The organism is Thaumasiovibrio subtropicus, assembly GCF_019703835.1.
Classification (GTDB): domain Bacteria; phylum Pseudomonadota; class Gammaproteobacteria; order Enterobacterales; family Vibrionaceae; genus Thaumasiovibrio; species Thaumasiovibrio subtropicus.
In genome coordinates this window covers 1409831-1435238 of the sequence record NZ_AP023055.1, presented here as the reverse complement: position 1 = coordinate 1435238, position 25408 = coordinate 1409831, and the positions used below count along the sequence as shown (strand labels likewise).

Below are 25408 nucleotides of genomic sequence, written 5' to 3'. Positions count from 1 at the left end.
GCGATGAGTGTATTGATAACAAATGCGTTTATTTACGCATCGGATGAAGCAAACACGGTTATTGAAAGCGGCTGGATCGCGATAGAAGGTAACGCAATTACAGGCCTAGGGCCAATGAGCGAACTGCCTGATACCGTGAAAGCGCGAGCGAGCCAGCACATGGATGCCAAGGGTAAGCTCGTCTTGCCCGGATTTGTTAATCCGCATTGGCATGAGAGCTTTGTTGCCCCTAATCATGAGAAACCCGACGATAGCGATCTCGTGCCTACGCCGTATTCAAATGGAGGAGATGTGGCGGCACTCGGTTCCATGTTTGGTTTTATATCCACCGTGGGCGACAAGTTGTCATTAGAGGAAGGTGTTGCCATTGCGCGGTGGAGCATGTGGACGCAGTTACGATCAGGCAGCACTGCGCTGGGTGATCTAGGTTCTGCGAACTTGCCTGACGCGATGGCAACGGCAGCGATTGATCTAGGCATGCGTTTAAGGGTGAGTCGCTGGGGTTCAGACATAATGATCCCCCGCGGTGCGAGTCATTTTGAGGTTATCGCCGATACTCAAAAACAGACAGATGATTGGGTGCAGCTATTTGAAACATGGCATGGTCATCCTTCCGGGCTGGTGGATGGCATGCCTTCGGTGACAGGGGCTTTTGGCAGCTCTGATGCGCAGTTACTGGCGATGAAAGAGATCGCCGACAAGTATCATGCGCCTTATGCGACACACCTTGCGCCACTTAAGTGTGAGCGAGCAGCAATGGTGCGGGTGTTTGGTTGCTCGCCGATTGAACGTTTTGACCGACTGGGTTTGTTGACCGACAGGTTATTAGCGGTGCATACCGCTTACGCGTCCGAAGAAGAATATCAACGCTTACGAGATACTGGGGTGAACATTTGTCACTCGCCAGCGCACTACGGCATGTTAGGAGAATCGACGATCAGTGAGACAGGTCAGATTGGTCGTTTCTTAAAAGAGGGCGCTTGGGTTTCCACATCGTCCGATGGTGATGTGTCCTTTACTGGCGGTATGTGTGAAGCGATGCGTGCGACTCATTTAGGTCACAATGAAGCGCACAATTGTAATACGACCTGTCCGCCGACACTGGCACTAAAAACGGGCACCTTGTATGCGGCCAATGCACTAGGCTGGCGTGATCGCATTGGCTCACTCGAAGTCGGAAAACAGGCTGACTTAGTCGTGATTGATATTGAAGACTATCGATTTAAACTCAGCAATCACCCTTTACGTACGTTCTTGGTGACGGGATCCAGTAAAGATATTGAGAGCGTAATGGTCGGTGGAGAATGGGTTGTTGTTGAAGGCAAGAGTCCACGCTTTGATGAAGCGCAACTCTATCAAGATTATCTGTCAGCTATCTCGTCTGCACGCCAACGTATCGGGAGGCCATCATGAGTCACACGCTATCGACGTCTGAACGCTCTGGCCGTCAAAGGCTGAGAACACTCTTCTTGCTGCTGGCAAGCACGATGACCGTAATGGCGGGAGCAACATTGGCGCCCGCATTGCCGGGAATGGCGAACGCATTTTCACACTTACCTCAAGCGGAATTTTTCGTCAAATTGGCGATGACCTTACCCGGGTTAGCGATCGCGATATGTGCGCCGTTAGTTGGACGATTGTTGGATAGAAGCAACAAAAAACCTGTCTTGGTCTCGGCACTTCTCATTTACGCTTTAAGCGGCGTGGCCGGTTATTTTTGGCAGGAGAGCATGACGGCTATATTGTTTAGCCGCGTGTGTTTGGGGGTAGCCGTTGCGGCGATCATGGTCGGCTGTACTACATTGGCAAGCGACTACTTCGCCGGGCCTAAACTTGGCCAGTATATGGGATTGCAAGCAGCATTTGGCGGACTGGGAGGCGTCGTTTTTCTTGCGCTTGCGGGCATGATAGCGGAACAACACTGGTCGAGTGTTTTCTTTATTTACTTGCTTGCTGCGCTGGTTTTACCTGGGGTAATGGTATGGATTGACGAGCCGACAAAATCGGACACGGACAAGCAGGCGATCGACAGTGCGCCCCAAATTAATCGTCGAGGTATTTTGCTCTGCTATACATTGGCGTCGGCGGAGATCTTCGTATTGTATAGCTTGACGCTGCAGTTGCCGTTTATGTTGCCAGAAATGCTATCTGTGCAGGGCGATATCAGTGCCACTGAGAGCGGGCTATGGCTGGCGGGATTCCTACTGGTCATGTCACTTGTCTCAATGGGTTATGGTCGATTAAGCCAATGGTTAACAATCCAGAGATTACATTTGCTAGGCTGGACTGTTATCGGCGTCGGCATCGCACTATTGAGTACCGCGTCAGGTTACATTGTCACGTCATTATCGCTCGGGCTCGCCGCCATGGGTCTTGGTATGGTTCGACCTAACCTAATAGTGTGGTTGTTTAGTTTTACCCCTCCGTCCCGGCGAGGGGAGGTCATTGGCGGGATCACGACATGCTTTTTTGCGGGTCAATTTGCGACTCCGTTTATCAGTGAACCTATCATTTCATTCACGAACAGCTATAGCGCGTTTATTGGAGGCTTAGGTATCTTGTTAATAACGGTGTGCGTGACGGTAACGTTGTTGCATGTATTCAGGTCGCGCTAGTTATATACTCAAGCCTCCTCAAGATGCTTGTTCAGCGAGAGTTTCTAGGTTTGCCATCGAGGCACTGCTTTGAAGGTCTAGTAGACTAAATCAAAAAGCAGTAACAAAGGTGGCGAGCCTAGAAAACTCGCCCTTCGGGAAGCGACTAGCGCCCCGATTTCTGCGTTAAAGGCGCTCGAAAGGGGAAAGCCATTCCTTCACACCTTTGCCTTGAGCTCGAACCGCTAGTCTGCTTCTGAATCCTGCATTTTGAGGTGGCTTGAGTATATTCAAGCACCTTGGGGTGACTGAGTATATAATCAGTCATTTACTGTGTTGATTGTACTCTCAGTTGCTATTTGTTGTGATTATCTTTATTTAATTATTACTAACAAGTGCATTTCTCACTCATTGATCTAGATCTCTTCTTTGGAATATTTTACCTATTAAAATGAAAGGCTGTTTTGTTTTTATAGTCTTTATTGGTAATGTTTACTTATCGAAAGGTCATGCCGCTTTGGGCAATCTCATAGAGGAATAGACAATGATTCTTGATACATTCAGTTTAAAAGGCAAGGTCGCTATTGTCACCGGTTGTGATACCGGTCTTGGTCAAGGAATGGCATTAGGGTTAGCGAATGCGGGTTGTAGCATCGTTGGTGTTAATATTATTGAGCCAACAGAAACGATTGAAAAGATGAAATCGATGGGGCAAGCGTTTCTTGATATACGAGCAAACTTAATGAGCCTTGATGATATTCCAAGTATTGTAGATAAAGCGGTAACCGCATTTGGTAAAGTCGATATATTGGTCAACAATGCGGGTATCATTCGTCGTAATGATGCGATTGAATTTTCTGAGCAAGATTGGGACGATGTGATGAATATCAATATTAAGTCTCTTTTCTTTATGTCTCAAGCGGTCGCGAAACAATTTATTTCACAAGGTCATGGCGGAAAAATCATTAATATCGCTTCGATGCTTTCTTATCAAGGCGGTATTCGAGTGCCTTCCTATACCGCGTCGAAAAGCGGTGTCATGGGTGTGACCCGTTTAATGGCTAACGAGTGGGCAAAAGAGGGTATTAACGTTAATGCGATAGCGCCAGGTTACATGGCAACAAACAATACAGCGCAATTGCGAGCGGATGATCAGAGAAACCAAGCGATCCTTGAACGCATTCCTGCCGCACGGTGGGGAGAGCCAGCTGATCTCGCTGGGCCTTGTGTTTTCCTCGCTTCTTCTGCATCGGATTACGTGAATGGTTACACGCTCGCAGTCGATGGCGGTTGGCTAGCACGATAACAATCAAAAAGAGTTAACTATGTTTGTACATAATGCATTAATTCCAATGGAAGACTTGGGAGACGGTATTCGCCGTAAGGTGTTGGCGCACAGCGATAATATGATGTCGGTTGAAGTCTATTTTGAGAAGGGGGCTATTGGTGCAATGCACTCCCACCCTCATGAGCAGCTTACTTATGTATTATCTGGTGTGTTTGAATTTACTATTGGGAACGAAAAACGTGTTGTGAAAGCGGGCGACACTATGTATAAAGAACCCGAAATCGAGCATGGTTGTGTTTGTATTGATGAGGGTGTGTTAATTGACACCTTTACGCCTATGCGTAGAGATTTTTGTAAATACCCTATCTAAATTATAAAAATAGTGATGATTTTATTTTGCCCTGAACTTTCAGGGCTTTTTATGAGTAAATGATTCATTATTCCTTTCATTCATCTCTCGTATTGATTGTTAATAGTTAATTCATTGTGTTTATTCTATTGTTTTTATTTGTATTATTAATTGATCCTCTTCACACTTATTAAATTAATGAACCATTGTTTTGAAATTGCTATTGATAATTGTGGGTAATTAGAAATAAGATTAAATCTGAATTTGAAACGGTGTTTTGGTGAATCTATGACATATGATTACATAGTGATTGCGGGCTATTTTGTATTGATGGTAGCGATTAGTGTGCTGTTTAAAAAGATGGCAAGCAAGAGTACAAGTGATTACTTCCGCGGGGGCGGTAAGATGCTCTGGTGGATGGTTGGCTCCACTGCGTTTATGTGCCAGTTCTCAGCATGGACCTTTACCGGTGCAGCGGGTAAAGCCTTTACCGATGGTATGACCATCATGTCAGTTTTTTTGGCAAACTGTGTCGCTTACCTTTGTGCACATTTCTTCTTCGCTCGTCGCTATCGTCAAATGCGCGTTGATACACCGACAGAAGGCATTAAACGTCGCTTCGGTGACGGCAATGAGCAGTTTTTTACCTGGGCAATTATCCCACTCAGTATCCTTAGTGGCGGTGTTTGGCTGAATGGATTAGGCGTCTTTGCTTCCGCAGTATTCGAAGCCGATGTTAATACCACCATCTTTGTCACAGGTGCGGCGGTTCTGGTGATTTCACTGTTGTCTGGTGCTTGGGGCGTGGTGGCTTCAGATTTCGTGCAAACACTGGTTATTGCTGTCGTATCGATTGCTTGTGCGATTGTGGCCTTGGTTGCTGTCGGTGGTCCAAGTACGATTGTGACTGAGTTCCCATCAGGCTTCGTGACCGGCCCAGATATGAACTACCCACTGCTTTTGGTCTGTACCTTCATATTCTTTATCGTCAAACAGGTACAAAACCTCAATAACATGCAGGACGCCTATCGTTTCCTCAGTGCGCGAGATTCCAAGCACGCGAATAAAGCGGCATTAATGGGTTTCTTCTTAATGCTAGCAGGTTCTTTCATCTGGTTTATTCCACCTTGGGCAACGGCCATTTTAAACCCAGATGCAGCCCAGGCTTACCCAGAGTTAGGCGCAAAAGCAGCCGATGCGGTATTCCTCGTCTTCGCTCGTGAGTGGATGCCTGTGGGGACAATTGGATTGCTGATGGCAGGTCTATTCGCTGCGACTATGTCTTCAATGGATTCAGCATTAAACCGCAACTCAGGCATTTTTGTGCGCAGCTTCTATTCAACCATTGTCCGTAAAGGTCAAGCGTCAGATAAAGAGCTACTTCGTGCGGGACAACTGGCTTGTGTGGTGAATGGTGGTTTGGTTATTTTGATGGCGCAATTCTTTAACTCTTTGAAAGAGATGAGCTTATTTGACCTGATGATGAGTGTCTCAACACTGGTGACGACCCCGATCCTTGTACCGCTTTTCCTTGCCATCATTGTGAAGAAAACGCCGAAATGGGCACCTTGGGCAACCGTCGTGTTCGGCATGTTTGTTTCTTGGCTGTGCATGAATGTTCTCACACCGCAGTGGTTCGCAGAGCTAACGGGCATGGGTGAAATCACAGGCCGTGAAGCGTCAGAGCTCCGTAACATCATTACCATTGCAGCACACCTATTCTTGACTGCTGGATTCTTTGTGGCGAGCAAGCTCTTCTATAAAGAACCAAGTGCCGAAGATATCGCGCGAGAAGAGGCTTTCTTTGCCGATATTGAGCGCCCGGTAATTGCTGACAGCGAGCAAGATGAATATGACCGTATGCAACGCATGAAACTCGGTACTTTGGTGACTTATATGGGCTTAGGTTTAGTCGCTATGGTCTTGATTCCCAACCCACTCTGGGGACGCTTGGTGTTCGTAGGGTGTTCAGGCGCCATGCTGCTTATCGGATACCTATTGAAGAAAAGTGCAGAAGCGGAAGCCAGCATTGGCGATGCAGTGACACAATCGTAGCTTTCCCCCTCAGCCGCCTAAGTGGCGGCTGTAACTCTCAAACTGAGTGTCGGCATGGTAGTTGGCTTTAGCGCATCTCATCAGTAACCGTGCCTCTGAATTTAAATACTATCCTTGCGCAGCAGGCAGCTGTGAAGGAGGAGGAGACCCCATGAAATCTTTTATTTGTGATGATTTTCAGTTAAACAACGAAACGGCGAAACGCTTATATCACAGCTACGCGAAAACGTTGCCAATCATTGACTACCATAATCACCTCAGCGCCCAAGAAATCTTTGAAGACATCACGTTTGATAATATTGCTCAGGCTTGGCTAGGCCACGATCATTACAAGTGGCGTGCTATGCGCAGCAATGCGATTGATGAGTCTTTCATTACTGGCAGTGGCAGTGACCGCGATAAATTTGAGCACTGGTGTGCAACAGTGCCGCAGTTAATTGGTAATCCTCTTTATCAATGGACCCATTTAGAACTACGTCGCTATTTTGGTATTGATGCCATCATTAACGCCAACAATAGTGCACAAATTTGGGAAGAAGCCAACGCAAAGATTAGTCAGGCTGATTATTCTGCTCGCAACATGATTCGAATGATGAATGTGGAGTCACTGTGTACAACTGATGACCCGTTGGATGATCTCCGTTATCACAAAGGGTTAGCGGACGCCGGTTTTGAGGTGAAAGTGTTGCCAACCTTTCGTGCCGATGCACTTTACAACATCGATCGCGCTGAGGCGTTTTTGAAATGGGTCGGTCGCTTGTCTGAGGTGGTTGAGTTTGCGATTGACGACATTCATGCATTGTTTGAAGGGGTAAGTGCGCGATTTGACTACTTCCACCAAGCAGGGTGCCGCCTCTCAGACATGGGGTTGGCGGAAGTTGATTTCGAGGAGTGTACCCTTGATGACGCCGACCAAGTGTTCAAGAAAGTGTTGGCAGGTAGCGCGATTTCGCCTCAAGAAGCCGCGCAGTTTAAAACTCAGATATTCAAGTTCATTGGTCAGAAAAATCATGCCTTGGGTTGGACCTTCCAGCTTCACATCGGTGTGCTTCAAGACCCCAATAAGCGCCGCTTTGCCGAAGTAGGCCCAGTTGCCGGGTTCAGTGCGATAAACGATACTTGTTTTGCTAAGAACTTAAGCCTGTTGTTGAACGCATTAGATTTTTCTCGCCAACTGCCTCAAACCATCCTTTATTGCTTGAATCCGCGAGATAACTATGTGCTTGCGGGCTTGATTGGTGCATTCCAAGACAGCGACGCGGCACCCGGTAAAGTGCAGTTTGGTTCGGCTTGGTGGTTCAATGACCAGAAAGACGGCATGTTAGAGCAACTCAAAGCGCTCGCTAATTTAGGGTTGTTAGGTCGATTTGTGGGTATGCTGACAGACTCTCGCAGCCTGCTGTCTTTCCCTCGACATGAGTACTTCCGTCGTATCGTTTGTAACTTGCTTGGGGAGTGGGTGGAGCAGGGCGAGTTGCCGGATGATGAAGCCTTACTGAAAGATACCGTTGAAGCCATCTGCTATCGCAATGCGAAACGCTACTTCGCGTTATAACCACTCCGTTATAACCCTTCGTTGATTGGCTGTTAGTTAGCCTAGCTGACAGCCACATTTCCTAAATTTTTGGTGGCATTGCACGTAATGATGTTCTGATCTTTCTACGTGCACTGCACTTGCAAAGAGACTTCATTATGTTGCAGTTTACCGAACAAGAGATGGCGCGAATTAAAGCGCGCTGTGATCAAGGTACGATTGATGCGTTGATAAAGAACAATCATGTTGTTCTCAACTCAGAGACCTTGGTACCGCCAGATGCACGTGCAACGTGGAACCATTACTACTTCTGCCCAGACCATGGCGTCCGCTTAGAGTGGGATAGAGATAACAGCAAAGAACATCGATGTCCGGTCGATGGCAAAGTCTTTACCGGAGAACCGTTTGATGGTGCTTGGTGGCGTTGGCTTAATGGGCTAAATGCCAAAGCCTGTAATGATTTAGGGCTGCTTTGGCATTTGACGGGCGATCGCGTTTACCTTGAGAAGGTCAAAGAGATTCTCATTGGCTACGCTGATGTCTATCCCGATTATGAGGAGCATGGCGGTATTCCTTATAATAATCCGGGTAAGGCGAACTCTCAGACTTTATGCGAGGCTAACTGCCATATCGACTTCGCACGAGGCTATGACTTTGTTAAGTCGTCATTGTCAGTAGCAGAGCAGCAGCATATTGAACAGAACCTTCTGCGAGAAGGTGCCGAGTTCATGATGCAGTATCGGACACCGCAGCTACATAATCACGAAATGAAGATCGGCTCGACCATTGGTGTCATTGGCTTGCTGCTTGATGACCCAGCTTTAATAGAGTTTGCGGTGGAAGCCGAGTATGGCTTACGTTATCAAATGGAACATGGTTTGATTGGTGAAGGGCTCTGGTTTGAAGGCTCTGTCCACTATCACTACTATGCGCTGCAGGCTCTGATGGGGTTTGAACTCATGGCGCGTCGCTCGCCCTATTCGTTGAAGTCGCATCCCAATTTCTACAAATTGCTCTCTTATCCGCTTAATCTGATCATGCTAGATGGCCACTTCCCGCTCATCAATGATTGCGTTGCAGGGCAAGAGGTATTGAACCAATCCTACTTGTTTGAATATGCCTATGCAGAGTTTAACGATCCGTTATTTGGTCGCGCGCTTAAAAATATCTATCAGAATATCAGTCGTAACAACTTGGATGCGCTCTTATATGGTGTGGATACCTTACCTGACGATCTTGAGCCTCTGCGGGCAACAGAGCTGCATGCGCCCGGTGTCGGAATAACAAAACTGATCGACGAGTCTTTGGGCAATATGATGTTGCTCAAGCACGCACCATTTGGTGGAGAGCATGACCATTACGATCGACTCGGCTTAATTTTGTACCGCCATGGGCAGCAAATTTTGCCTGATCTGGGCACCTGCGGTTACGGTGCGGACCTGCATTATAGTTACTATAAAAACTCGGCCACGCACAATACGTTAACGGTCAATCAGCAAAACCAACCGCCTGCGGTACCTAGCGTACTGAGTTATCAACAGTATGAGGGGATGACGGTGGTGGATACCCTGGTTGATTGGTCCAAAACGCACCCAGGTGTTGATAGCCACACCATTGTGCAATGGGATGATGCTGCTTATCGCGGCGTGCAGTTCCGTCGCAGTATGGTGTGGTTGGGTGATATTGCGATTCAAGTTGATCAGGTCGAGAACCCTGAAGGTCAAGCCCTCGATTTGGTTTGGCACTATCGGGCGAGTTATATAAAAAACAGTGCGAATGTCGACTGTCAAAACCCGATTGCAGAGGGGCCATTGCGTCGCTTAACGGATTGCCAGCAGCGCGTAATTGATGGAGTTGCTCGTGAGAGGTTCTCTGTAGAAGGTCAAAGCAACGACTATCAGTGCTTTATTGCGGCGAATGGTTCGCTTCTGTTTGGGCAGGGGCCAGATAATCCAGCCACAAAAATGCTCTCTTACATGTTATGCCGAAGCCAAGAGCAGCAGCTGCGCTCTGTCGTTGTCCATGACTTGTCGTTAACGGATCCATTGCAAGATGTCTTGGTTGAGTGGCAAGGAGATGTATTATCCATTGTGTTAGTGAAAGCGGATGGGACGAAACAAGCGTTGATGCTCGAGTTCAAGCCGGATGGCCTAGCAGTGAGCTAATTACGCTAGCGAGTCGCGCACCTTTTATATTCAAACCACCTCAAGGTGCAGGCTTCAGAAGCGGCCTAGCGCATCGAGGTCAAGGCAAAGGTGTGAAGGAATGGCTCTCCCTTTCAAACACGTATACAACATTAAAAAGAGAAGCCCGCATTTAGCGGGCTTGTTTGGCTTTAAGGTGGCGCACTGAATACGCCAACTTATTGCGTCGCTTACTGCTTCGTCGCATCATACCAGTCGCCATTCAATGAACTTTGCAAACCGACTATTTTTCCCGTGTTGTCCTTCTTGAACACATAGTTGGAGTTGTCTTGAATGTGGATAAAGGCGTCATCGCCGTTTGGATAGACAGGGTAGCGTTGATGTTCACTACGATTCACATAGAGCACCCCGTCTAACTCAGACACTGTCATGGTCTCGCCGTTTTGGTATTGGTAGTGACCCGCATAGGTGCGAAGCTTTTCTGCGGCAACACGGTCGACTTCGAGCTGCTGGATGTTGAAACTTGGCCATTCATACTCTTCGGCAATCGAATGAAGAATTTCCAGCGCAAGGATATGTCCTTGATTCCCGTTGGTGAGGACAACCGCGCCTTTACCGAGCTTCTCGTAGCCTGCAAAGTAGGACTCCATGCCGTAATTGATACCGCCATGATGGAAAAACTTACGTTTGCCACTGTGTTGAACCATCACACCATGGCCCGCAAAGAGGTTCACTTTGCGAAGGAGCTGCAGTGCCATTTGTCGAGAAAGAAAGGCGTCGTTCTCACCCGCAGCCGATTGCTGGACTGCGATGATAAATTTGGCATAGTCACTGGCGGTCGTCCAAAGCCCTGCTGCGGCGAGCTCTGGAAAAGCGTGCCAGCCCCCTTGCGCTTCTTCACCATTGATATGAGCGTGGGCTAGATTTTCAAACTCAGTAGCAACACGTCGCTGGTTAAAGGTTGAATCTTTCATCTTGAGCGGAGTGAGTAAGTTCTCTTGTGCAAGCTCTGCAAATCCCTTTTGCGTTTTCTCCTCCAACACGTGTTGAAGTACGGTGTAACCCGCCCCAGAGTATTCCCAGTTGCCTTGTTTCCGATCGTCGATATGGACAGGGGCAGAGATGCCTTCGCCTTTTAGGCTGCCCATCAGGTCTGGCATATGTCCAAGCGGGTCGTCACCTTGTTGAGGCGCGTAGCCAAGGTATTCTGGGTTGCCGTAACCTGCCGTATGGGAAATAAGGTTCGCGATATTTACCTGATCGTTAAGGGTGTTTCGGCCCCAATAGGTGATGATTTGATCGGCGGAATCATACAGGTCTAACTCAGTGCGTTCGACTTGTTGAAGGGCAATCACCGCGGCAAGTGGTTTACTCAGTGAAGCGGCTTGGAAAAGGGTATCGATGTCGACAGGCTCTTGGCTTTCGACACTCTTGACTCCGTACCCTTTCGCAAACACCAGCTCGCCATTGTCGATAATTGCTATGCTGACGCCCGGCACTTTGTGATGAGCCATGCGCGCTTCGATGTTAAATATTGGGGTCTCTTCGCCTTTGTAGTGAACCAGTGGCTGAATGTTAGTTTCGACCCGTTGAATCGGTGTTAGCTCGATAGGCGTTTCACTGATTGCTTCTTCGACGACAGGCAGTGAAGTTTCAGCGGCTTGTTCAGCGGAAGTATTGAAAACGATGAAAGTAAGGCAACAAGCGAGAATGGTTTTTTTCATGACTCACCCTTTTCATTGAGAACCAACTTTTAATCTATCGCAAAGTGTGGTTTGAGTTGGGCTAGTCGTTTAACTAAGTCTCTGTTTTACGATCATTCCGACACTGATACGCAGTATCGTTTGCAGGGTTATCAGAAATACCGTGTGGTTGATCATCCTATGTATATTTCTGTTTTATAGACGAAAGTCTAACACTGGGTTTCTTCGTAGTAGAAAATAAGCCCACGGTGACAGGTGGGCTATATACTCAAGCCACCTCAAGATGCGAGATTCAGAAGCAGACTAGCGCGTCGAGTTCAAGGCAAAGGTGTGAAGGAATGGCTTTCCCCTGTCAAACACCTTTAACGCAGAAATCGGGGCGCTAGTCGCTTCCCGAAGGGCGAGTTTTCTAGGCTCGCCACCTTTGTTACTGCTTTTTGATTTAGTTCACTAGATCTTCAAAGCAGTGCCTCGATGGCAAGCCTAGAAACTCTCGCTGAACACGCATCTTGAGGTGGCTTGAGTATAAGCGGTGTTGGTTACGTTTATTCCGGCTTCTCAAACGACAACCTTGCTTGCGTTGCTTTTTCGCGCATCGCGCACCCTTCGGAATGATCATTGACCAAACCCATCGCTTGCATAAAGGCATAAGCGGTGGTTGGCCCGACAAACTTCCAACCGCGTTTTTTAAGTGCTTTTGAGAGTGCGACCGACTCAGGGGATGTGGCTCTCACTTCGGTGGCGTTAGGTGCTTCTTCGGCTTCAAAACGCCAGAAGAAAACGGCGAGCGACCCTTCTTGCTCGACCATTTCAATGGCGCGTTTGGCATTGTTGATCACGGCTTCGATTTTGCCACGATGACGCACGATACCTTCATCTTGCAATAAACGTTCGACATCTTGCTCAGTAAACTCGGCCATTTGATAAAAATCGAACTGTTTAAAGGCTTTTCGAAAGTTGTCGCGCTTGGTCAAAATGGTTCGCCAACTTAAGCCAGATTGAAAACTTTCTAGACAGATCTTTTCGAACAAGCGTTGGTCATCTTTAACGGGGTAGCCCCATTCATTGTCGTGATAGGCGATGTAGTCTGATGTCGCACTGCACCAACCACAACGCGCGATTCCATCATCGGCAATATGAAGTTCAGCCATGGCTAGGTTTCCTTTCTCTGTGTAAAACGGTCAGAAAAAGCCTCTAGGTAAGCCAGTGTGTATCGTGGTAGAAAAATGCTAGCGAGTGGTCACCTAGATGGCTGCTGAGTTTTATGATTTTAAGAACGCTAGCCGCGGATCTAAATGGTTTGCTGATACGGAGATGATTTCAGCGCTGACAATATCGCGCTCAACGAAAGGGTCTTGTTTTACGCGAGCAACCAAGGCATCACGTTCAATATCATGGGCCAAAATGGTGCCACCACTGCCGTCAGTGATACTGCCTACAACAAGAAAAACGCCGTCATCAATGCCTTGTTGAATCCAGTTTTTATGGGCATCCATAAATTGAGAGGCGAGAATTTTGTTTTCAGCGAACTTAAGCAATACTACGTGCATTGTACGATTCCTTAATGTCTGTTAATCGGATCAAAAGTCATTTTAAACTCAAGTACCTTGAGTTTACTTGAGTATAATTATTTATATTTCAAGTGGTTATTGGTCGGTAGTAAAGGTAGGGACCTGTGCTGCCGTGTCTATTATGGAAACTATTATTAGGATATTTAGCGGAAGGGGTCAAGTGGTGTTATTGGTGGTGTGAATATCATTGAGTCGATGTGGCAAAAACGCGAAGTCACCCGAAAAGCGGTGACTTCGACGTGGATTCAGGTATTCGTTAATCCCCTAAGGGTTGCCTATCGCCACCGCCTCGATGGGCATCCAAGGCGACTTTGAGGCGGCGTAGTTTGTCCCTCGAGCGGTTTTTGTGATTCACGGCAAGTGCCATGGCTAACACATCGACCAACGCAAGCATGGCGTAGCGAGAAGCTGATGGTTTGTAGATAAAGTCTGTCTCTTGATGCTGAATGGGTAAGTTGATATCAGCGATATTGGCCAATGGTGTTTGGCTCGGCGTAATGGCGATTACTTTCAAACCATACTGTTTGGCAAGCTCGGCGGTTTCCGTGATCAGCGGGGTGTAGCCTGTCGCAGACATCATGATAAGAATGTCATTGGTATCCGCGGTTGAGGCGACCATGCGTGAGAGCAAGCCATCGTTATACGCCACAATGGGGTAGCCTAACCGGAAGAGACGGTGCTGGAGTTCTTGCGACGCGATCGTCGAGCCGCCACCGACACCAATCGCGATGATCTGGCGTGATTGGTGCAGCCATTCAGCCGCTTTATCAATGTCTTTCTCGTTGATTAGGCTGCGGTTGAGATCTAACGATTGCTTAATGGATTCGTAAATACCTTGATAGCCGGTTTGAGCGACGGGCTCTAAGATAAATCGTTGCCCAACGTTGAGCGTTTGCGCGAGTTTGATCTTCATGTCTCGCACGTTCTTACAACCGACGGCCTTAGCAAAGCGGGTTATGGTTGCTTCGCTGACCTGTGCTCCCTCTGCAAGCTCAGTGATACTGGCATTAGCGGCAAAATGGATATCATCCATGATCAACTTGGCGACTTTCTTTTCTGCGTCTCGCAGTGCAGCAAATCGTTCAGTGATCTGCGAAATAATATCGACATCTAAACTCAAATTGGGCTCCTTATTGCTCCCGGAAAAGGCCACGGCTTAACAGAGAACCGTGGCCAGATAACAGTGGTATTGTGCCTTAGAAGCAGGTTTCAACCCAATGCCTTACCACATAGTTGTCATCACACATAGCGATATACCGCCACTTGTCGAAAGTTAAGCAGGGGTGAGAGGTAGAGAAAGCGATAACATCACCAACGTCAATGCCGCTTTCTTCGCTGACGGTGATGAAGGTATGTTGATCCATAACCGCTGTGGCGGTCAGTCCTTGTACTGAGATTGGCTTTCCGTTTCGGTAGCCTCGTTCTGCGATAGGCAGACCGGCATCAAACGCGACATCGCGTTTGCCCATGCCAACGACCAGTTTATTGGGCTCGGGGCGTGAGATGACATACGCCCACACTTCTAGCGCTGAATGAAGATCGCCACCGAGATCGCAGGCTTTACCTTGATGCTCGCGCCCTTTATTGGTGTGCGCGCGAGCCATGACTTTGTTCTGGGCATCAAAATAAATACCGGTATCGTGAATGGCATAGCAGCCGGGGCGAATGACGGCGATACAGCGATCAAGAAAAGCGAAAGTCTCTGCAACGACATCGTACCAAGCAGAGCCTGCACCCGTCACGATAGGTTTACCTTCGATGAGTCCATCCATAGCGAGTGATACTGTCATATCAAGCGTCTCGGTGAGGAAATGTCGAATGTGTTGCTCAGCATTATCACCATGAATGACACCTTCATAGACTTCAATGCCACGTAAAGTGAGTGCGGGCATGCCTTGTATGGCGTCAGCCAGCTCTAACATCGCTTCTGCAGTGCGACAGCCGCATCGGCCGCCTTCAACACCGTATTCGAGTAGGACATTGAGGTTAACTGATTGCTGCTGAAAGAAAGTATCCAGTTGATCCAGATTGGAAAGTGAGTCTGCACAGCAGAAAAACTCGATGTCGTGTTCACGAATAAGGTTTGCGATGATGGCCATGTTCGTGCGGCCAACCAGTTGATTCGCCATGATGATGCGTTGGGCGCCAGCGAGCGCCGCCACCTCTGCCTGTGCCGGTGTTGCGACAGTGATGCCCCAAGCGCCGTGATCCAGTTGCTGTTGAAAAAAGTCCGGGGTCATGGTGGTTTTACCATGCGGGCAGAGATGAACCCCATGCTGCTGAGCAAAACGTTGCATCCAATCGAGGTTGTTGCGTAATGCGGACTGTTTAATTACCGCTGCAGGGAGAGAAATGTCTTCGAGGGGTAAGGAGTATTGATGACTCGCATTAAGTGCTGCAACGCGACCTTTTTGGCCTGGTTGGTTAAGTATGAAACTATCTTTATGGTAGTTTATATCACGATTTGTCATGGTTATTGATCTCGCTAGCGGTAAGGTAACACAATTTAAGTTGTTGTTTATTAGCGTTTAAATTCTATTTTATGGGTTTTTGTGTTAGAAACTATCAAACAATCTAATCCCTTTTGTGTGTTTTGTCACTGAAAAAAGTGTGGGTAAATTTACTATAGGTGCCATTGAACGGAGTGATTGAGTAAGGGGACTGTGTGTTTGATACGATAATAAAAAATGTCACCATTATTGATGGCACTGGTGCAGCGCCATTCACCGCCGATATTGCTATCACGGGTCAGAAAATTGCGCGTATTGGCGCCATTGATACAGCAGAAGCGATGCAGTGGGTTGAAGGCGAAGGATTAGCCTTAGCACCTGGATTTATCGATATTCACACGCATGACGATACCAATGTGATTCGTTTCCCAGAGTGTTTACCGAAAGTGAGCCAAGGTGTGACGACCGTGATTGTCGGTAACTGCGGTATAAGTGCTTCTCCGGCTGTGCTGGCGGGTGATCCGCCGGATCCGATGAACTTGCTCGGTGAAAGAAAAGACTTTGTCTATCCAACCTTGGCCTCGTATATCGAGGCGGTGAATGATGCGCAACCTGCCGTGAACGTGGGTGCCTTGATTGGCCATACGACCCTGCGTAATCAGGTGATGGATGATCTGCTTCGTACTGCCACGCCTCATGAAATTATCGCAATGCAAGCGCTTTTGGATAGAGCCATGTCAGAAGGCGCGCTCGGATTGAGTTCGGGGCTAGCCTATGCCAGTGCAAAGCAAGCTAATGCTGAAGAAGTCATGCAACTTGCGGAGGTATTGGCAGCGCATAACGGCATTTATACCACCCATATGCGTACAGAGTTTGATGCCATTTTAGAGGCAATGGAAGAAGCGTTTGCGACAGGGCGACACGCTAAAGTCCCTGTGGTCATTTCCCATCTCAAGTGCGCTGGAGCAGGCAACTGGGGTCGCACGGTGGAAGTACTTGATGCGATGGAAACCGCTAACCAGCACCAAGATGTCTCTTGCGACTGCTACCCTTATTCAGCCAGCTCATCCACATTGGATCTCAGTCAAGTGACTGATGAAATCGACATTTTTATTACCTGGTCAAAAGCGAAACCCGAGTTTGCCGGACAGCTATTGGCGGATATTGCTGATCAAATGGGTATCCCTTTAATGGAGGCGGCGAAGGCGTTACAGCCCGCAGGTGCTGTCTATCATTGCATGGATGAAGAAGACGTGAAGCGAGTACTAACCTACCGGCGTACCATGGTGGGCTCGGATGGTCTGCCGAATGACACGCATCCACATCCGCGCCTCTGGGGGACATTTCCGAAAGTCCTTGGTCATTATTGTCGTGATCACGCTTTGTTTAGCTTATCTGAGGCGGTACATAAAATGACGGGTATGTCTGCAAAGCGATTTAATTTATTGGGACGGGGTGAAATCAAAGAAGGGGCTTTTGCAGATTTAGTATTATTTAACCCCGACACGATTAAAGATACCGCAACATTTGAAAATCCTATTTCCTTAGCTGAAGGTATTGAACAAGTTTATGTCAATGGTCAGCTAACGTATCAACAAGGTTCGGTGAGTGAGAAACGCTCAGGTATATTTCTAAAACGCCAATAACCGAATTATTAATTGCAACAAATAGTAAAACAACTGGAGTATTAACATGACGATTAAACGATATGGTGTAGAAGGTGGTGTTGGAACAGGTGGTCAGCATTTGCCTTTTGCTCGTGCGACGGAAGCCGGTGGCTTCTTGTATGTTTCTGGTCAAACACCCATGACAGACGGTGAAGTCGTAGAAGGCGGTATTGTTGATCAGTCTCGTTTGGCGATTCAAAACTGTGTCGATATCATGACGGAAGCGGGTTACACCCTCGCCGATGTGGTGCATGTGAAGGTGGTGCTGACGGACTCTCGTTATTTCCAATCCTTTAACAAAGTCTTTAAAGAGTTCTTTGGTGAGCATCCACCAGCGCGGATTTGTATGGTGTGTGATTTGGTTGTCGATGTAAAAGTCGAAGTGGATGTGACGTGTTACCGCGAAGACCGTCGATAAAATAGGAATGAAGAAACGTATTTATTCTAGGGAAGGTGATGTGATCTTAATTCAATAAATCTTGATGGAAATAATGACTCATCAAAGATAAATGACTTGCATCAAAGAATAAATAGACAAACGCAGAGTGTATTAAGTTGAAAGAAAGCTTAATACACTCGCCCTACGCCTACTCATTAAGATGAATAAAATAAATACATGTCTGAGTGAGTATATATAAAAATAAAATAGATTAAATAAATAGAAAACGTTTATTTAAATCCCAATCGGGGTCTAGGAAGCGGATCCCTATCTCAAAGTGAGGTGTTCAATGAATAGTACACTGTTTTTGACCAGTTTCGCGGCTTATGTAGTCTTTCTCATTTGGCTAGGTTGGTTTGTTTCACGTAACCAAAAATCTGGCGAAGACTTTTTACTCGGTGGTCGTGGTTTACCCATGTTCCTCGTGCTAGGGACAACCGTGGCAACCATGGTGGGCACAGGCTCGAGTATGGGCGCAGTCGGATTTGGTTATAGCAACGGCTGGGCCGGTGCCTTGTATGGTATCGGCGGTGCATTGGGCATCTTACTGCTTGCACTTTGGTTTGCGCCCGTTCGCAAGCTTAACTTTATGACGATGAGTGAAGAGCTTGCGTATTATGTGGGCGCAAACCGAATCGTTAAAAATGTCGTTGGCTTACTTATTTTCATCGCGTCGATCGGTTGGCTAGGCGCGCATATTCTAGGTGGCGGCATGTATTTGGCTTGGATCGCTGATATTGATCTTGGCTTAGCGAAGGTCATTATCGCGGCGGCGTTCACTATCTATGTGGTTATCGGTGGATACACAGCGGTGGTGTGGACGGATACGATTCAGGCCATCATTTTATTTGTCGGCTTCATTCTGATGGCGGTGATGTCGGTGAACTACATCGGTGGTTTCGAAAACCTATACGCATCCATGGAACCGTCAACCACAAGCTTTTTAGCGATTGAAAAGCTCGGTATTGTGCCTGCTCTCTCTTTAGCGGTAGTGATAGGTGTCGGTGTATTGGCGACGCCCTCTTTCCGTCAGCGCATCTATTCCGGCAAAGATGTGTCTACGATTCGCCGTTCGTTTGTCGCATCGGGTGTGTTGTATCTGTTCTTCTCTATCATTCCCGCGGTGATTGGTATGGCCGCTCATGCGATGAATCCGTCACTGGATAATCCTAACTTCTCGTTCCCTTTTGTCGCCGCGACCATGCTACCTGTGGGGATTGGATTGATAGTGCTTATCGCGGGCCTTTCCGCAACGATGTCGAGTGCGAGCTCAGATGCGATTGCGGGTGTGTCAATTCTTCTTCGTGATGTCTATGTGATGTTCACCGGTAAAGTGCCGCCCAAAGAGCGCATGATGAAGTACTCGCGTTTGGCGTTGGTGATTGTGATTGGTCTAGCACTGCTGTTTGCACTGACTTCTGATGACATTATCGGCTACATCACCAAGATGATTTCAACCGTGATGTCCGGCATGTTTGTGTGCGGCATGATGGGGCGATTCTGGTCTCGCTATAACTGGCAAGGTGCGCTGGCCACACTGGCAGGGGCGTCATTGGCATCGTTTGGTGTGATGATGAATAGCGACTTACTCACTTTCTGGGGCAATCCGGTGATCCCTTCTTGTCTGGTGGCCTTAGTTGCGGGTGTTGCAGTGAGTTTGATGACACGTCCGAATGAGATTAGTGCAGAAATGGCACGTGCCATTTTGGATGATGAGCGTGCCTTGATGGAGATGGCGATGTCTGACACTGGGTATCTGGATGAAGATAAATCACTGGAAAATCGCCCGCCACTGCAATCGCAACGTTAGCTTAAGCAATAGGTTTGGTTTTGCGATTGCTTTCTACTGACCCTAATCGCAGAGCCCTCACAAAAATTCAAACACATCAGTCGATTAGATTGTAAACGCTGATGTGAACAAAGCAGTATGTTAAGGAAACACAATGAAAAAAAATCTTGTCTCGTTAGTTGTCGCAGGTGTAATCATGAGCGCAAATGCTATGGCAATGTCGCCAAACACAGATTTGAATTTAATGCCTTATCCGCGAGACGTCGCGATGAAAGAGGGGCAGGTGAAGATAGATGGCAATTTTAAGGTCTTTATTCAGGGGTTTAACTCAGACCGTGTGGAATACACCGCCAAGCGTTTCATTGATCGCTTGGAGCGTCAAACCGGTGTGCCTACGTTAAACTGGCGCGTTGATAATGCCAAAGATGCCAACTTGATTATTGATGTAGCTGACGCGCCTCAGCATCCGGTGCAGAACCTCGATGCGAATGAAGCATATACGATTGACGTCGTTGATCAGCAGATTACGCTGAGCTCACCTTCGCCTTACGGTGCGATTCGCGGCATTGAAACCTTGCTGCAGTTGGTTGAATCTACGGCGACGGGTTACCACATTCCTGCGGTAAAAATCGTCGATGAACCCCGTTTCCGTTGGCGTGGCGTCTCATTTGATACCTCGCGTCATTTCATCGAGTTTGATGTGTTACTACGTCAAATTGATGCGATGGCGTCAGCGAAGATGAATGTCTTCCATTGGCACTTCTGGGATGATCAAGGTATTCGAATTCAAACGGATAGCTGGACGCGCCTGTGGTCTGAAACATCAGATGGCAACTATTACACCAAAGATCAGGTAAGACACTTGGTTGAATACGCGCGTCAACGTGGTATTCGAGTGATCCCTGAAGTGTCTCTGCCGGGTCATGCATCGGCGGTTGCTCATGCTTACCCGCATTTAATGTCCGGTGGTGAAGGGCAGAGCTATGAGCAGGAGCGTGAATGGGGTGTATTTGAACCCTTGATGGATCCTCTGAATCCTGAACTGTATGAGATGTTGGGTGATGTGTTTGATGAAATGATTGAACTCTTCCCTGATGAGTACTTCCATATTGGCGGCGATGAGCCAAACTACTCGCAGTGGATTAACAGCGAAAAGCATCAAGCCTTTATCAAAGAGAATAACATTGATGGCGAACGCGGCCTGCAATCTTACTTGAACGTCAAAATTGAAAAAATGCTCCAAGAGCGTGGTAAGAAAATGACGGGCTGGGATGAAATCTGGCATAAAGATCTGCCGACTTCTATCGTTATCCAGAGCTGGCAAGGCCATGACAGTGTGGGCCGAGCAGCAAAAGAAGGTTACACGGGTATTCTTTCTACGGGTTACTATTTAGATCAGCCTCAACCAACCAGCTACCACTACCGTAATGATCCCATCCCAACCGGTTTGACGGTGGACGATCAGCTACATGAAGGCGAGAAGTTTGCGACGTATGACTGGGTTAAACCGCGTACGAAAGGTGGCCCACGTCGCGGCAATCTCACCATTATTGAAGATAAAGAAGGCAACTTCCGCGCATTCTCTGACTACAATGGCAAATCGCGTGAAGAGATTTTCATCATCGAGTATGTACCGGGCGAAAAATTTGTTGGTCACTTTGATAACTTCATGTCGTACACCGAGTTTAATTTAAGCTTCGACGAGAAAGGGATTACAGAGGGTAGCTACCAACTGATTGGTAACGTACGTTGGCCGACGACGGGCGAGCTAATCGCCGCTACTGAGATTGAAGGCAGTGTGATCCCTGAGCCGAATGGTGGCTATCCTGCAGAGCTGACTGAAGCAGAAGAAGCACTTATTCTCGGTGGTGAGATTACCATCTGGTTAGAGAACAAAGATACTCACACGGTTGAACAGTACTTGTGGCCTCGAAGCTACGCGATTGCGGAACGCTTATGGTCAGATCAAACATTGACGGATGAGCGCAGCATGTATGAGCGTATGCAAGTGATGGATACTTGGTCTGAAGTCTCAGTGGGCCTGCGTCATCATGCCAATGCAGACATGTTGTTTAAGCGCTTGGCGAAAGGCCAACATATTTTGCCTCTTCAGCAGTTAGCGAAATACGTTGAGCCTGCTCAGTACTATGCACGGAACTGGGAAAAATGGATTTCAACCGAACCGCACGGTCAGCTCTACAACCAGCATGAACGTTTGAACCGTTTTGTTGATGGACTCGTCGTAGAAAGCTATGCCGTGTATGAAATGGAAGATCTGGTTGCGCAGTTCGCGAAAGGCGACAAAGAAGCGCTTGTAGCGCTTAACGATCACTACCGTATGGCAAAGTCATCGGCACAGGCGGCAAAACCCATCTTCGCCGACCATGTCGCTGCGGTTGATACCGTGGTGGTTGCCGAGCAGACTATCATTGTTGCTGAGTTAGGATTAGCGCTGATTGAAAAAGCGCGCGCAGGGGCGGCCTTGCCAGAATCCGATGTGGTTGCGTACCAGGCGGCTATCGATAATGCGGCGATTATCTATGATGAAGCGATTGTAGCGATTGTGCGTCCGACAGAGCAACTGTTGCACCAGCTAAGTCAGTAAAGGTATAAATTCACACCGTAAGACAAAGCCACACTAATGACTGTGTGGCTTTTTTTGTTGTGCAGATTCAATGAAACGTGTAAAGGAGGAGCAACTAATCGTTCTTGCTTTTTCCGAAACGGAAATTTAAACCCCCACGACCGAAGTAGTTAACCTCACCATCGCGAAACGCGTGCCCAGCAGTTTTTGATTCATCTTCGGCATAATGTACTAAAGCGTCATTGGCGGCACAGAAACTATGGCTGTTACCATAGACTTCTCGTGCGTGGTCAATGGCACGCTCAGCGTGTCTTCTGACTTTTGGCTCTAAGGCACGATCACTGAAAATCCGCTGTTGGTTTAACATGTTTTGGGTAAAGCGATCTTCGCAAACACGTTCATTTTCAGGCAATTTCGCCTGTACTACACCGCTCAATAGCAGTGCCAATATCCATACAAATCTCATAAAGTGTGTTGATTACTCTTGATTGACCATAGTCGTCAAACAGTGACGGCAATAGCATTGTGATGTGTCGGTAACAGGTTCCGGTGTATCACATTTGGGTAAGTCAAAACACCAACACGTCTCTTTTCCTGCTGCGATATCACACTGAGTGGGCTGTTGGCATCCCGGACAGGTATGGGTGCTTATCATGCGACGCACGCTTTTAATTTTGTAGTCTCGCTGCGCGTCGGTCAGTTGTACCCAACCGACAATTTCATTGATGGTGCGCAGACAGCCTGTGCAAAGCCCATTTTCTGGCTTACATTTTGCGACGCAAGGTGAAGCGATCATTCTAAACTCTACTTAGTGGCTTGGTATATCGGCGCAAAGCATATACCTAACGGACTTGATGATGCAAGAAACTGTGTGAACGCAAATGATGTGTCACACCGTTTTATAGGGAGCAGACGTGGTATGACAATCCCAACTTGGTTTGTTGTCGCTGTGGGGCTACTTTTCAATATTGCCGCAGCACTGCTGACGCATTTAAAGGTTGATCACCTGAGTATTGAGGCAGGGGTTATAGAGCAAAAGCGTCAAGAAAATCGGTTGCTGATTGACCAAGTATGGCAGCAGATTGAAACGCTTGAGCGAAAAAAAGAGTGGTTAGTATTGTATGACGTTCAAGCAGAAAAGGGGCCGCTGGACGCACACCTTATTGTAGTGCTTGAGCCTTGGATCAAAATGGATCCTAGAGGGAGTTTGAGCGACATGTTGGCGCAGCTTGATGGTAAACAGACGGTTTTGCGCAACAGCATTGATGGTCGGTACTTTGATAACATTCAATATGGGGAGTCGTACCAGAGGTTAATGCGAGATATGTCGATGTATCGTAACCTAGCGCTATTTTTGCAGATCATCGGTTTAGCGCTTATTTTGGCACGAGACTTACGTCGTAACGAGTAAGTCTCGTTGATTGTGGTTGAGTTTAGTCCTCGAGTGCTAAGACAACATGGGTATGGGTAAGGTGGAGATAGAGGATTTCAATCGCATAGGCAGATGAGACGATGAGTTCATCGTGTACTTTGGTTGATTTTCTCAATATTTGATGACCTTGTTGTTTGATTGCCGCCGACAGTGGCTCGCCTGACTCGATATGGTCAAGGAGTGATAAACCCAGTGTAGAAATATCATCAACCTGTTTAATTAGAGGTGCGAGATTATGCAAGTCACGGTTTTCATCTATGATGGGTAACACGGCATCAGTATTGGCTTGCCAGCGGGAGAGGAGCGAACGTACGGCTTCGATTTCGCTTAAGTCACCCTGAACAATGTCAACGACGGCGTGTTTGAGCTCGCGGATTTGCTTACTCTCTGCGGCAATCGCGTCTGAAAAGGTCAAATTATCACGCAGTTTAGGCGGCGATTTTCGACTCTCCTTACGTTGATAGGTGTGTACCTGCTCAATGGCTTCAGAGAGCACTTCAAGCGGCTCAGTGTCATGGTTACGACTCAGCTTAATCAAGTTTTGCTTTGCGTTTTGGTGATGCTGTAAACCGACAGAAAGCGTGGACCACAAATCGATCGCTTCAAGTCGCTGGTACATGGCATCAACATCCGTAAGATTTTCCGCCGACCACAGGCGTTCAGCAATCGCATAAGTGCGAGGCCACAACTTGATTTCCATGGTATCAGCATGAACATGCTGTGCCCAGATAGTGACTTCTCCGCCCATAATGAGCCGCGACTGCTCGGCGGTAAGGGTTAAGGGAGGATTGTTTGCTGGTGGCTGCGTGTTTGGCATCGTGCTCCCGCCAATCTGCATTCCTGTCATCGCATAGGGCAAGTTGCCGATCAATAGCTGTCCTGTCAGCATACCATCACGTAGGGTAACAACCGGACGGGTTTCCCCCCTCCAGGTGTCTAGCCAGAACGAAGTCACACCATGATAGTGGGTGAGATCAAAGATATCTTGGCGAGGTTCGCCTTCAAAGTCGATAAAACCGCGTTGGCGATTGAGATTATCGGTGATGAGAGTAAATACGCCAAAGCTTGTATTGGCTATCAGTTTTGCATTCTTAGAGGTGATTTTAAGCGTATAGCTTTCATCTTCTACCACTGACTGGAAGGTGGAAGTTGGCACAGTGTCGACTTCAATACTCAGCACTGCATTGTGATTGAGGGGGGTGAAGGTAATACCCGTTTGACGACTTAATCTATCCATCAGGCGTTGCGTGGCTTTTTCCAAACGCTCAGAAGATGCACCTGTGAGCGCGACGGAGAAAGTGCTATCGATGAGTAAGTGATCCGCATTGTGCAAGGTGACCACTTGCGGATAGGGCATTAAGGGAAGATCTGTATTCGGCTTGTTGCCCAATACATAGGTGCTGAAAAGGCAAAAAAATGAGCAAATAAAAGCAAAGCGTTTTTTCATAAAATCCTTGAAGTGCAAGACTTTGTTCTTAGCATGGAGCCGTCTTTGTATTGTCTGTGTGTTTTTAACCCGAATCGTTGAGTTGCTTAGCTATTATTAAGTATCATTTACTTAAGAAAATAACTATGAGCTGTGATTAATATCTTGTACCCAAGGCGTAAATTGTGAGGTTCAGCCAAAGAAAGATAAAGTATTGACGACGAATATAATAGGCTGATCTGAGTTTGGCGCAACAAATAATTTAAATCGTTCAATATTGACACAATATAAAGACAGAGAAGGGGGAAATCCTTCTCTGTTATGTATTAAAAATAGGAATATACTCAAACCACCTCAAGATGCAGGATTCAGAAGCGGCCTAG

At 47.4% G+C, this 25408-nt stretch carries 20 protein-coding genes; 12 read left to right on the top strand and 8 right to left on the bottom strand.

Features of this window, described 5'->3' with window-relative positions:
* Positions 1 to 3: 3 nt before the first annotated feature.
* The 7 genes from TSUB_RS22820 (at position 4) to TSUB_RS22790 (ending at position 9985) form a co-directional block, all read left to right on the top strand.
* On the top strand, positions 4 to 1413 hold the full coding sequence (locus TSUB_RS22820) for an amidohydrolase family protein (protein ID WP_087023198.1): 1410 nt from the start codon (positions 4 to 6) through the stop codon (positions 1411 to 1413).
* Entirely contained in the window at positions 1410 to 2615 is a 1206-nt protein-coding gene (locus TSUB_RS22815; protein ID WP_087023200.1) for an MFS transporter, read from the top strand. Before TSUB_RS22820 ends, TSUB_RS22815 begins: the two co-directional genes overlap by 4 nt.
* Positions 2616 to 3138: 523 nt before the next feature.
* On the top strand, positions 3139 to 3900 hold the full coding sequence (gene kduD, locus TSUB_RS22810) for a 2-dehydro-3-deoxy-D-gluconate 5-dehydrogenase KduD (protein WP_087017200.1): 762 nt from the start codon (positions 3139 to 3141) through the stop codon (positions 3898 to 3900).
* Positions 3901 to 3919: 19 nt separating this feature from the next.
* Positions 3920 to 4252, top strand: coding sequence for a cupin domain-containing protein (locus TSUB_RS22805; protein ID WP_221274612.1), 333 nt, complete (start codon positions 3920 to 3922; stop codon positions 4250 to 4252).
* 267 nt (positions 4253 to 4519) lie between these two features.
* A complete protein-coding gene (locus TSUB_RS22800; RefSeq protein ID WP_087017196.1) occupies positions 4520 to 6286 on the top strand; it encodes a sodium:solute symporter family protein in 1767 nt (588 codons plus the stop codon).
* A 151-nt stretch (positions 6287 to 6437) separates the two neighbouring features.
* Positions 6438 to 7841 (top strand): glucuronate isomerase, encoded by a 1404-nt coding sequence (uxaC, locus tag TSUB_RS22795; protein ID WP_087017193.1) that lies wholly within the window; start codon positions 6438 to 6440, stop codon positions 7839 to 7841.
* Positions 7842 to 7978: 137 nt separating this feature from the next.
* Positions 7979 to 9985, top strand: coding sequence for a heparinase II/III domain-containing protein (locus tag TSUB_RS22790; RefSeq protein ID WP_087017190.1), 2007 nt, complete (start codon positions 7979 to 7981; stop codon positions 9983 to 9985).
* Between the two features lie 209 nt (positions 9986 to 10194).
* Here the strand turns inward: TSUB_RS22790 and TSUB_RS22785 are convergent, their stop codons facing one another.
* From TSUB_RS22785 to TSUB_RS22765, 5 genes are all read right to left on the bottom strand, one after another.
* Positions 10195 to 11688 (bottom strand): serine hydrolase domain-containing protein, encoded by a 1494-nt coding sequence (locus tag TSUB_RS22785; RefSeq protein ID WP_087017188.1) that lies wholly within the window; start codon positions 11686 to 11688, stop codon positions 10195 to 10197.
* Between the two features lie 524 nt (positions 11689 to 12212).
* Positions 12213 to 12818 carry a DNA-3-methyladenine glycosylase I gene (locus TSUB_RS22780; RefSeq protein ID WP_087017186.1) on the bottom strand — a complete coding sequence of 202 codons (606 nt, stop codon included), beginning with the start codon at positions 12816 to 12818 and terminating at the stop codon, positions 12213 to 12215.
* Between the two features lie 111 nt (positions 12819 to 12929).
* On the bottom strand, positions 12930 to 13217 hold the full coding sequence (locus tag TSUB_RS22775; RefSeq protein WP_087017184.1) for a YciI family protein: 288 nt from the start codon (positions 13215 to 13217) through the stop codon (positions 12930 to 12932).
* 277 nt (positions 13218 to 13494) lie between these two features.
* Complete coding sequence (locus tag TSUB_RS22770) at positions 13495 to 14358, bottom strand: MurR/RpiR family transcriptional regulator (RefSeq protein ID WP_087017182.1); 864 nt, start codon at positions 14356 to 14358, stop codon at positions 13495 to 13497.
* A gap of 76 nt (positions 14359 to 14434) precedes the next feature.
* Positions 14435 to 15709, bottom strand: coding sequence for an amino acid deaminase (locus tag TSUB_RS22765; protein ID WP_087017181.1), 1275 nt, complete (start codon positions 15707 to 15709; stop codon positions 14435 to 14437).
* 194 nt (positions 15710 to 15903) lie between these two features.
* On the opposite strand from TSUB_RS22765, the gene TSUB_RS22760 reads away from it, so the two are divergent.
* The 4 genes from TSUB_RS22760 to TSUB_RS22745 all read left to right on the top strand — a co-directional run bounded on the left by TSUB_RS22760 (position 15904) and on the right by TSUB_RS22745 (position 22188).
* On the top strand, positions 15904 to 17334 hold the full coding sequence (locus TSUB_RS22760; RefSeq protein ID WP_087017178.1) for an N-acyl-D-amino-acid deacylase family protein: 1431 nt from the start codon (positions 15904 to 15906) through the stop codon (positions 17332 to 17334).
* A gap of 46 nt (positions 17335 to 17380) precedes the next feature.
* Positions 17381 to 17773: a RidA family protein gene (locus TSUB_RS22755; RefSeq protein ID WP_087017176.1), complete on the top strand. Its 393-nt coding sequence runs from the start codon at positions 17381 to 17383 to the stop codon at positions 17771 to 17773.
* A gap of 310 nt (positions 17774 to 18083) precedes the next feature.
* Entirely contained in the window at positions 18084 to 19604 is a 1521-nt protein-coding gene (locus tag TSUB_RS22750; RefSeq protein WP_087017950.1) for a sodium:solute symporter family protein, read from the top strand.
* A gap of 133 nt (positions 19605 to 19737) precedes the next feature.
* Positions 19738 to 22188, top strand: coding sequence for a family 20 glycosylhydrolase (locus tag TSUB_RS22745; protein WP_087017948.1), 2451 nt, complete (start codon positions 19738 to 19740; stop codon positions 22186 to 22188).
* Between the two features lie 94 nt (positions 22189 to 22282).
* Here TSUB_RS22745 and TSUB_RS22740 read toward each other — a convergent pair whose 3' ends face one another.
* Both TSUB_RS22740 and TSUB_RS22735 read right to left on the bottom strand, forming a co-directional pair.
* A complete protein-coding gene (locus TSUB_RS22740; protein ID WP_087017946.1) occupies positions 22283 to 22633 on the bottom strand; it encodes a hypothetical protein in 351 nt (116 codons plus the stop codon).
* 12 nt (positions 22634 to 22645) lie between these two features.
* On the bottom strand, positions 22646 to 22963 hold the full coding sequence (locus TSUB_RS22735) for a cysteine-rich CWC family protein (RefSeq protein WP_246616483.1): 318 nt from the start codon (positions 22961 to 22963) through the stop codon (positions 22646 to 22648).
* Positions 22964 to 23086: 123 nt separating this feature from the next.
* On the opposite strand from TSUB_RS22735, the gene TSUB_RS22730 reads away from it, so the two are divergent.
* Positions 23087 to 23578 carry a hypothetical protein gene (locus TSUB_RS22730; RefSeq protein WP_087017944.1) on the top strand — a complete coding sequence of 164 codons (492 nt, stop codon included), beginning with the start codon at positions 23087 to 23089 and terminating at the stop codon, positions 23576 to 23578.
* Between the two features lie 22 nt (positions 23579 to 23600).
* On the opposite strand, the gene TSUB_RS22725 is transcribed toward TSUB_RS22730, so the two are convergent.
* Entirely contained in the window at positions 23601 to 25046 is a 1446-nt protein-coding gene (locus tag TSUB_RS22725) for a family 20 glycosylhydrolase (RefSeq protein ID WP_087017941.1), read from the bottom strand.
* Between the last annotated feature and the right edge of the window lie 362 nt (positions 25047 to 25408).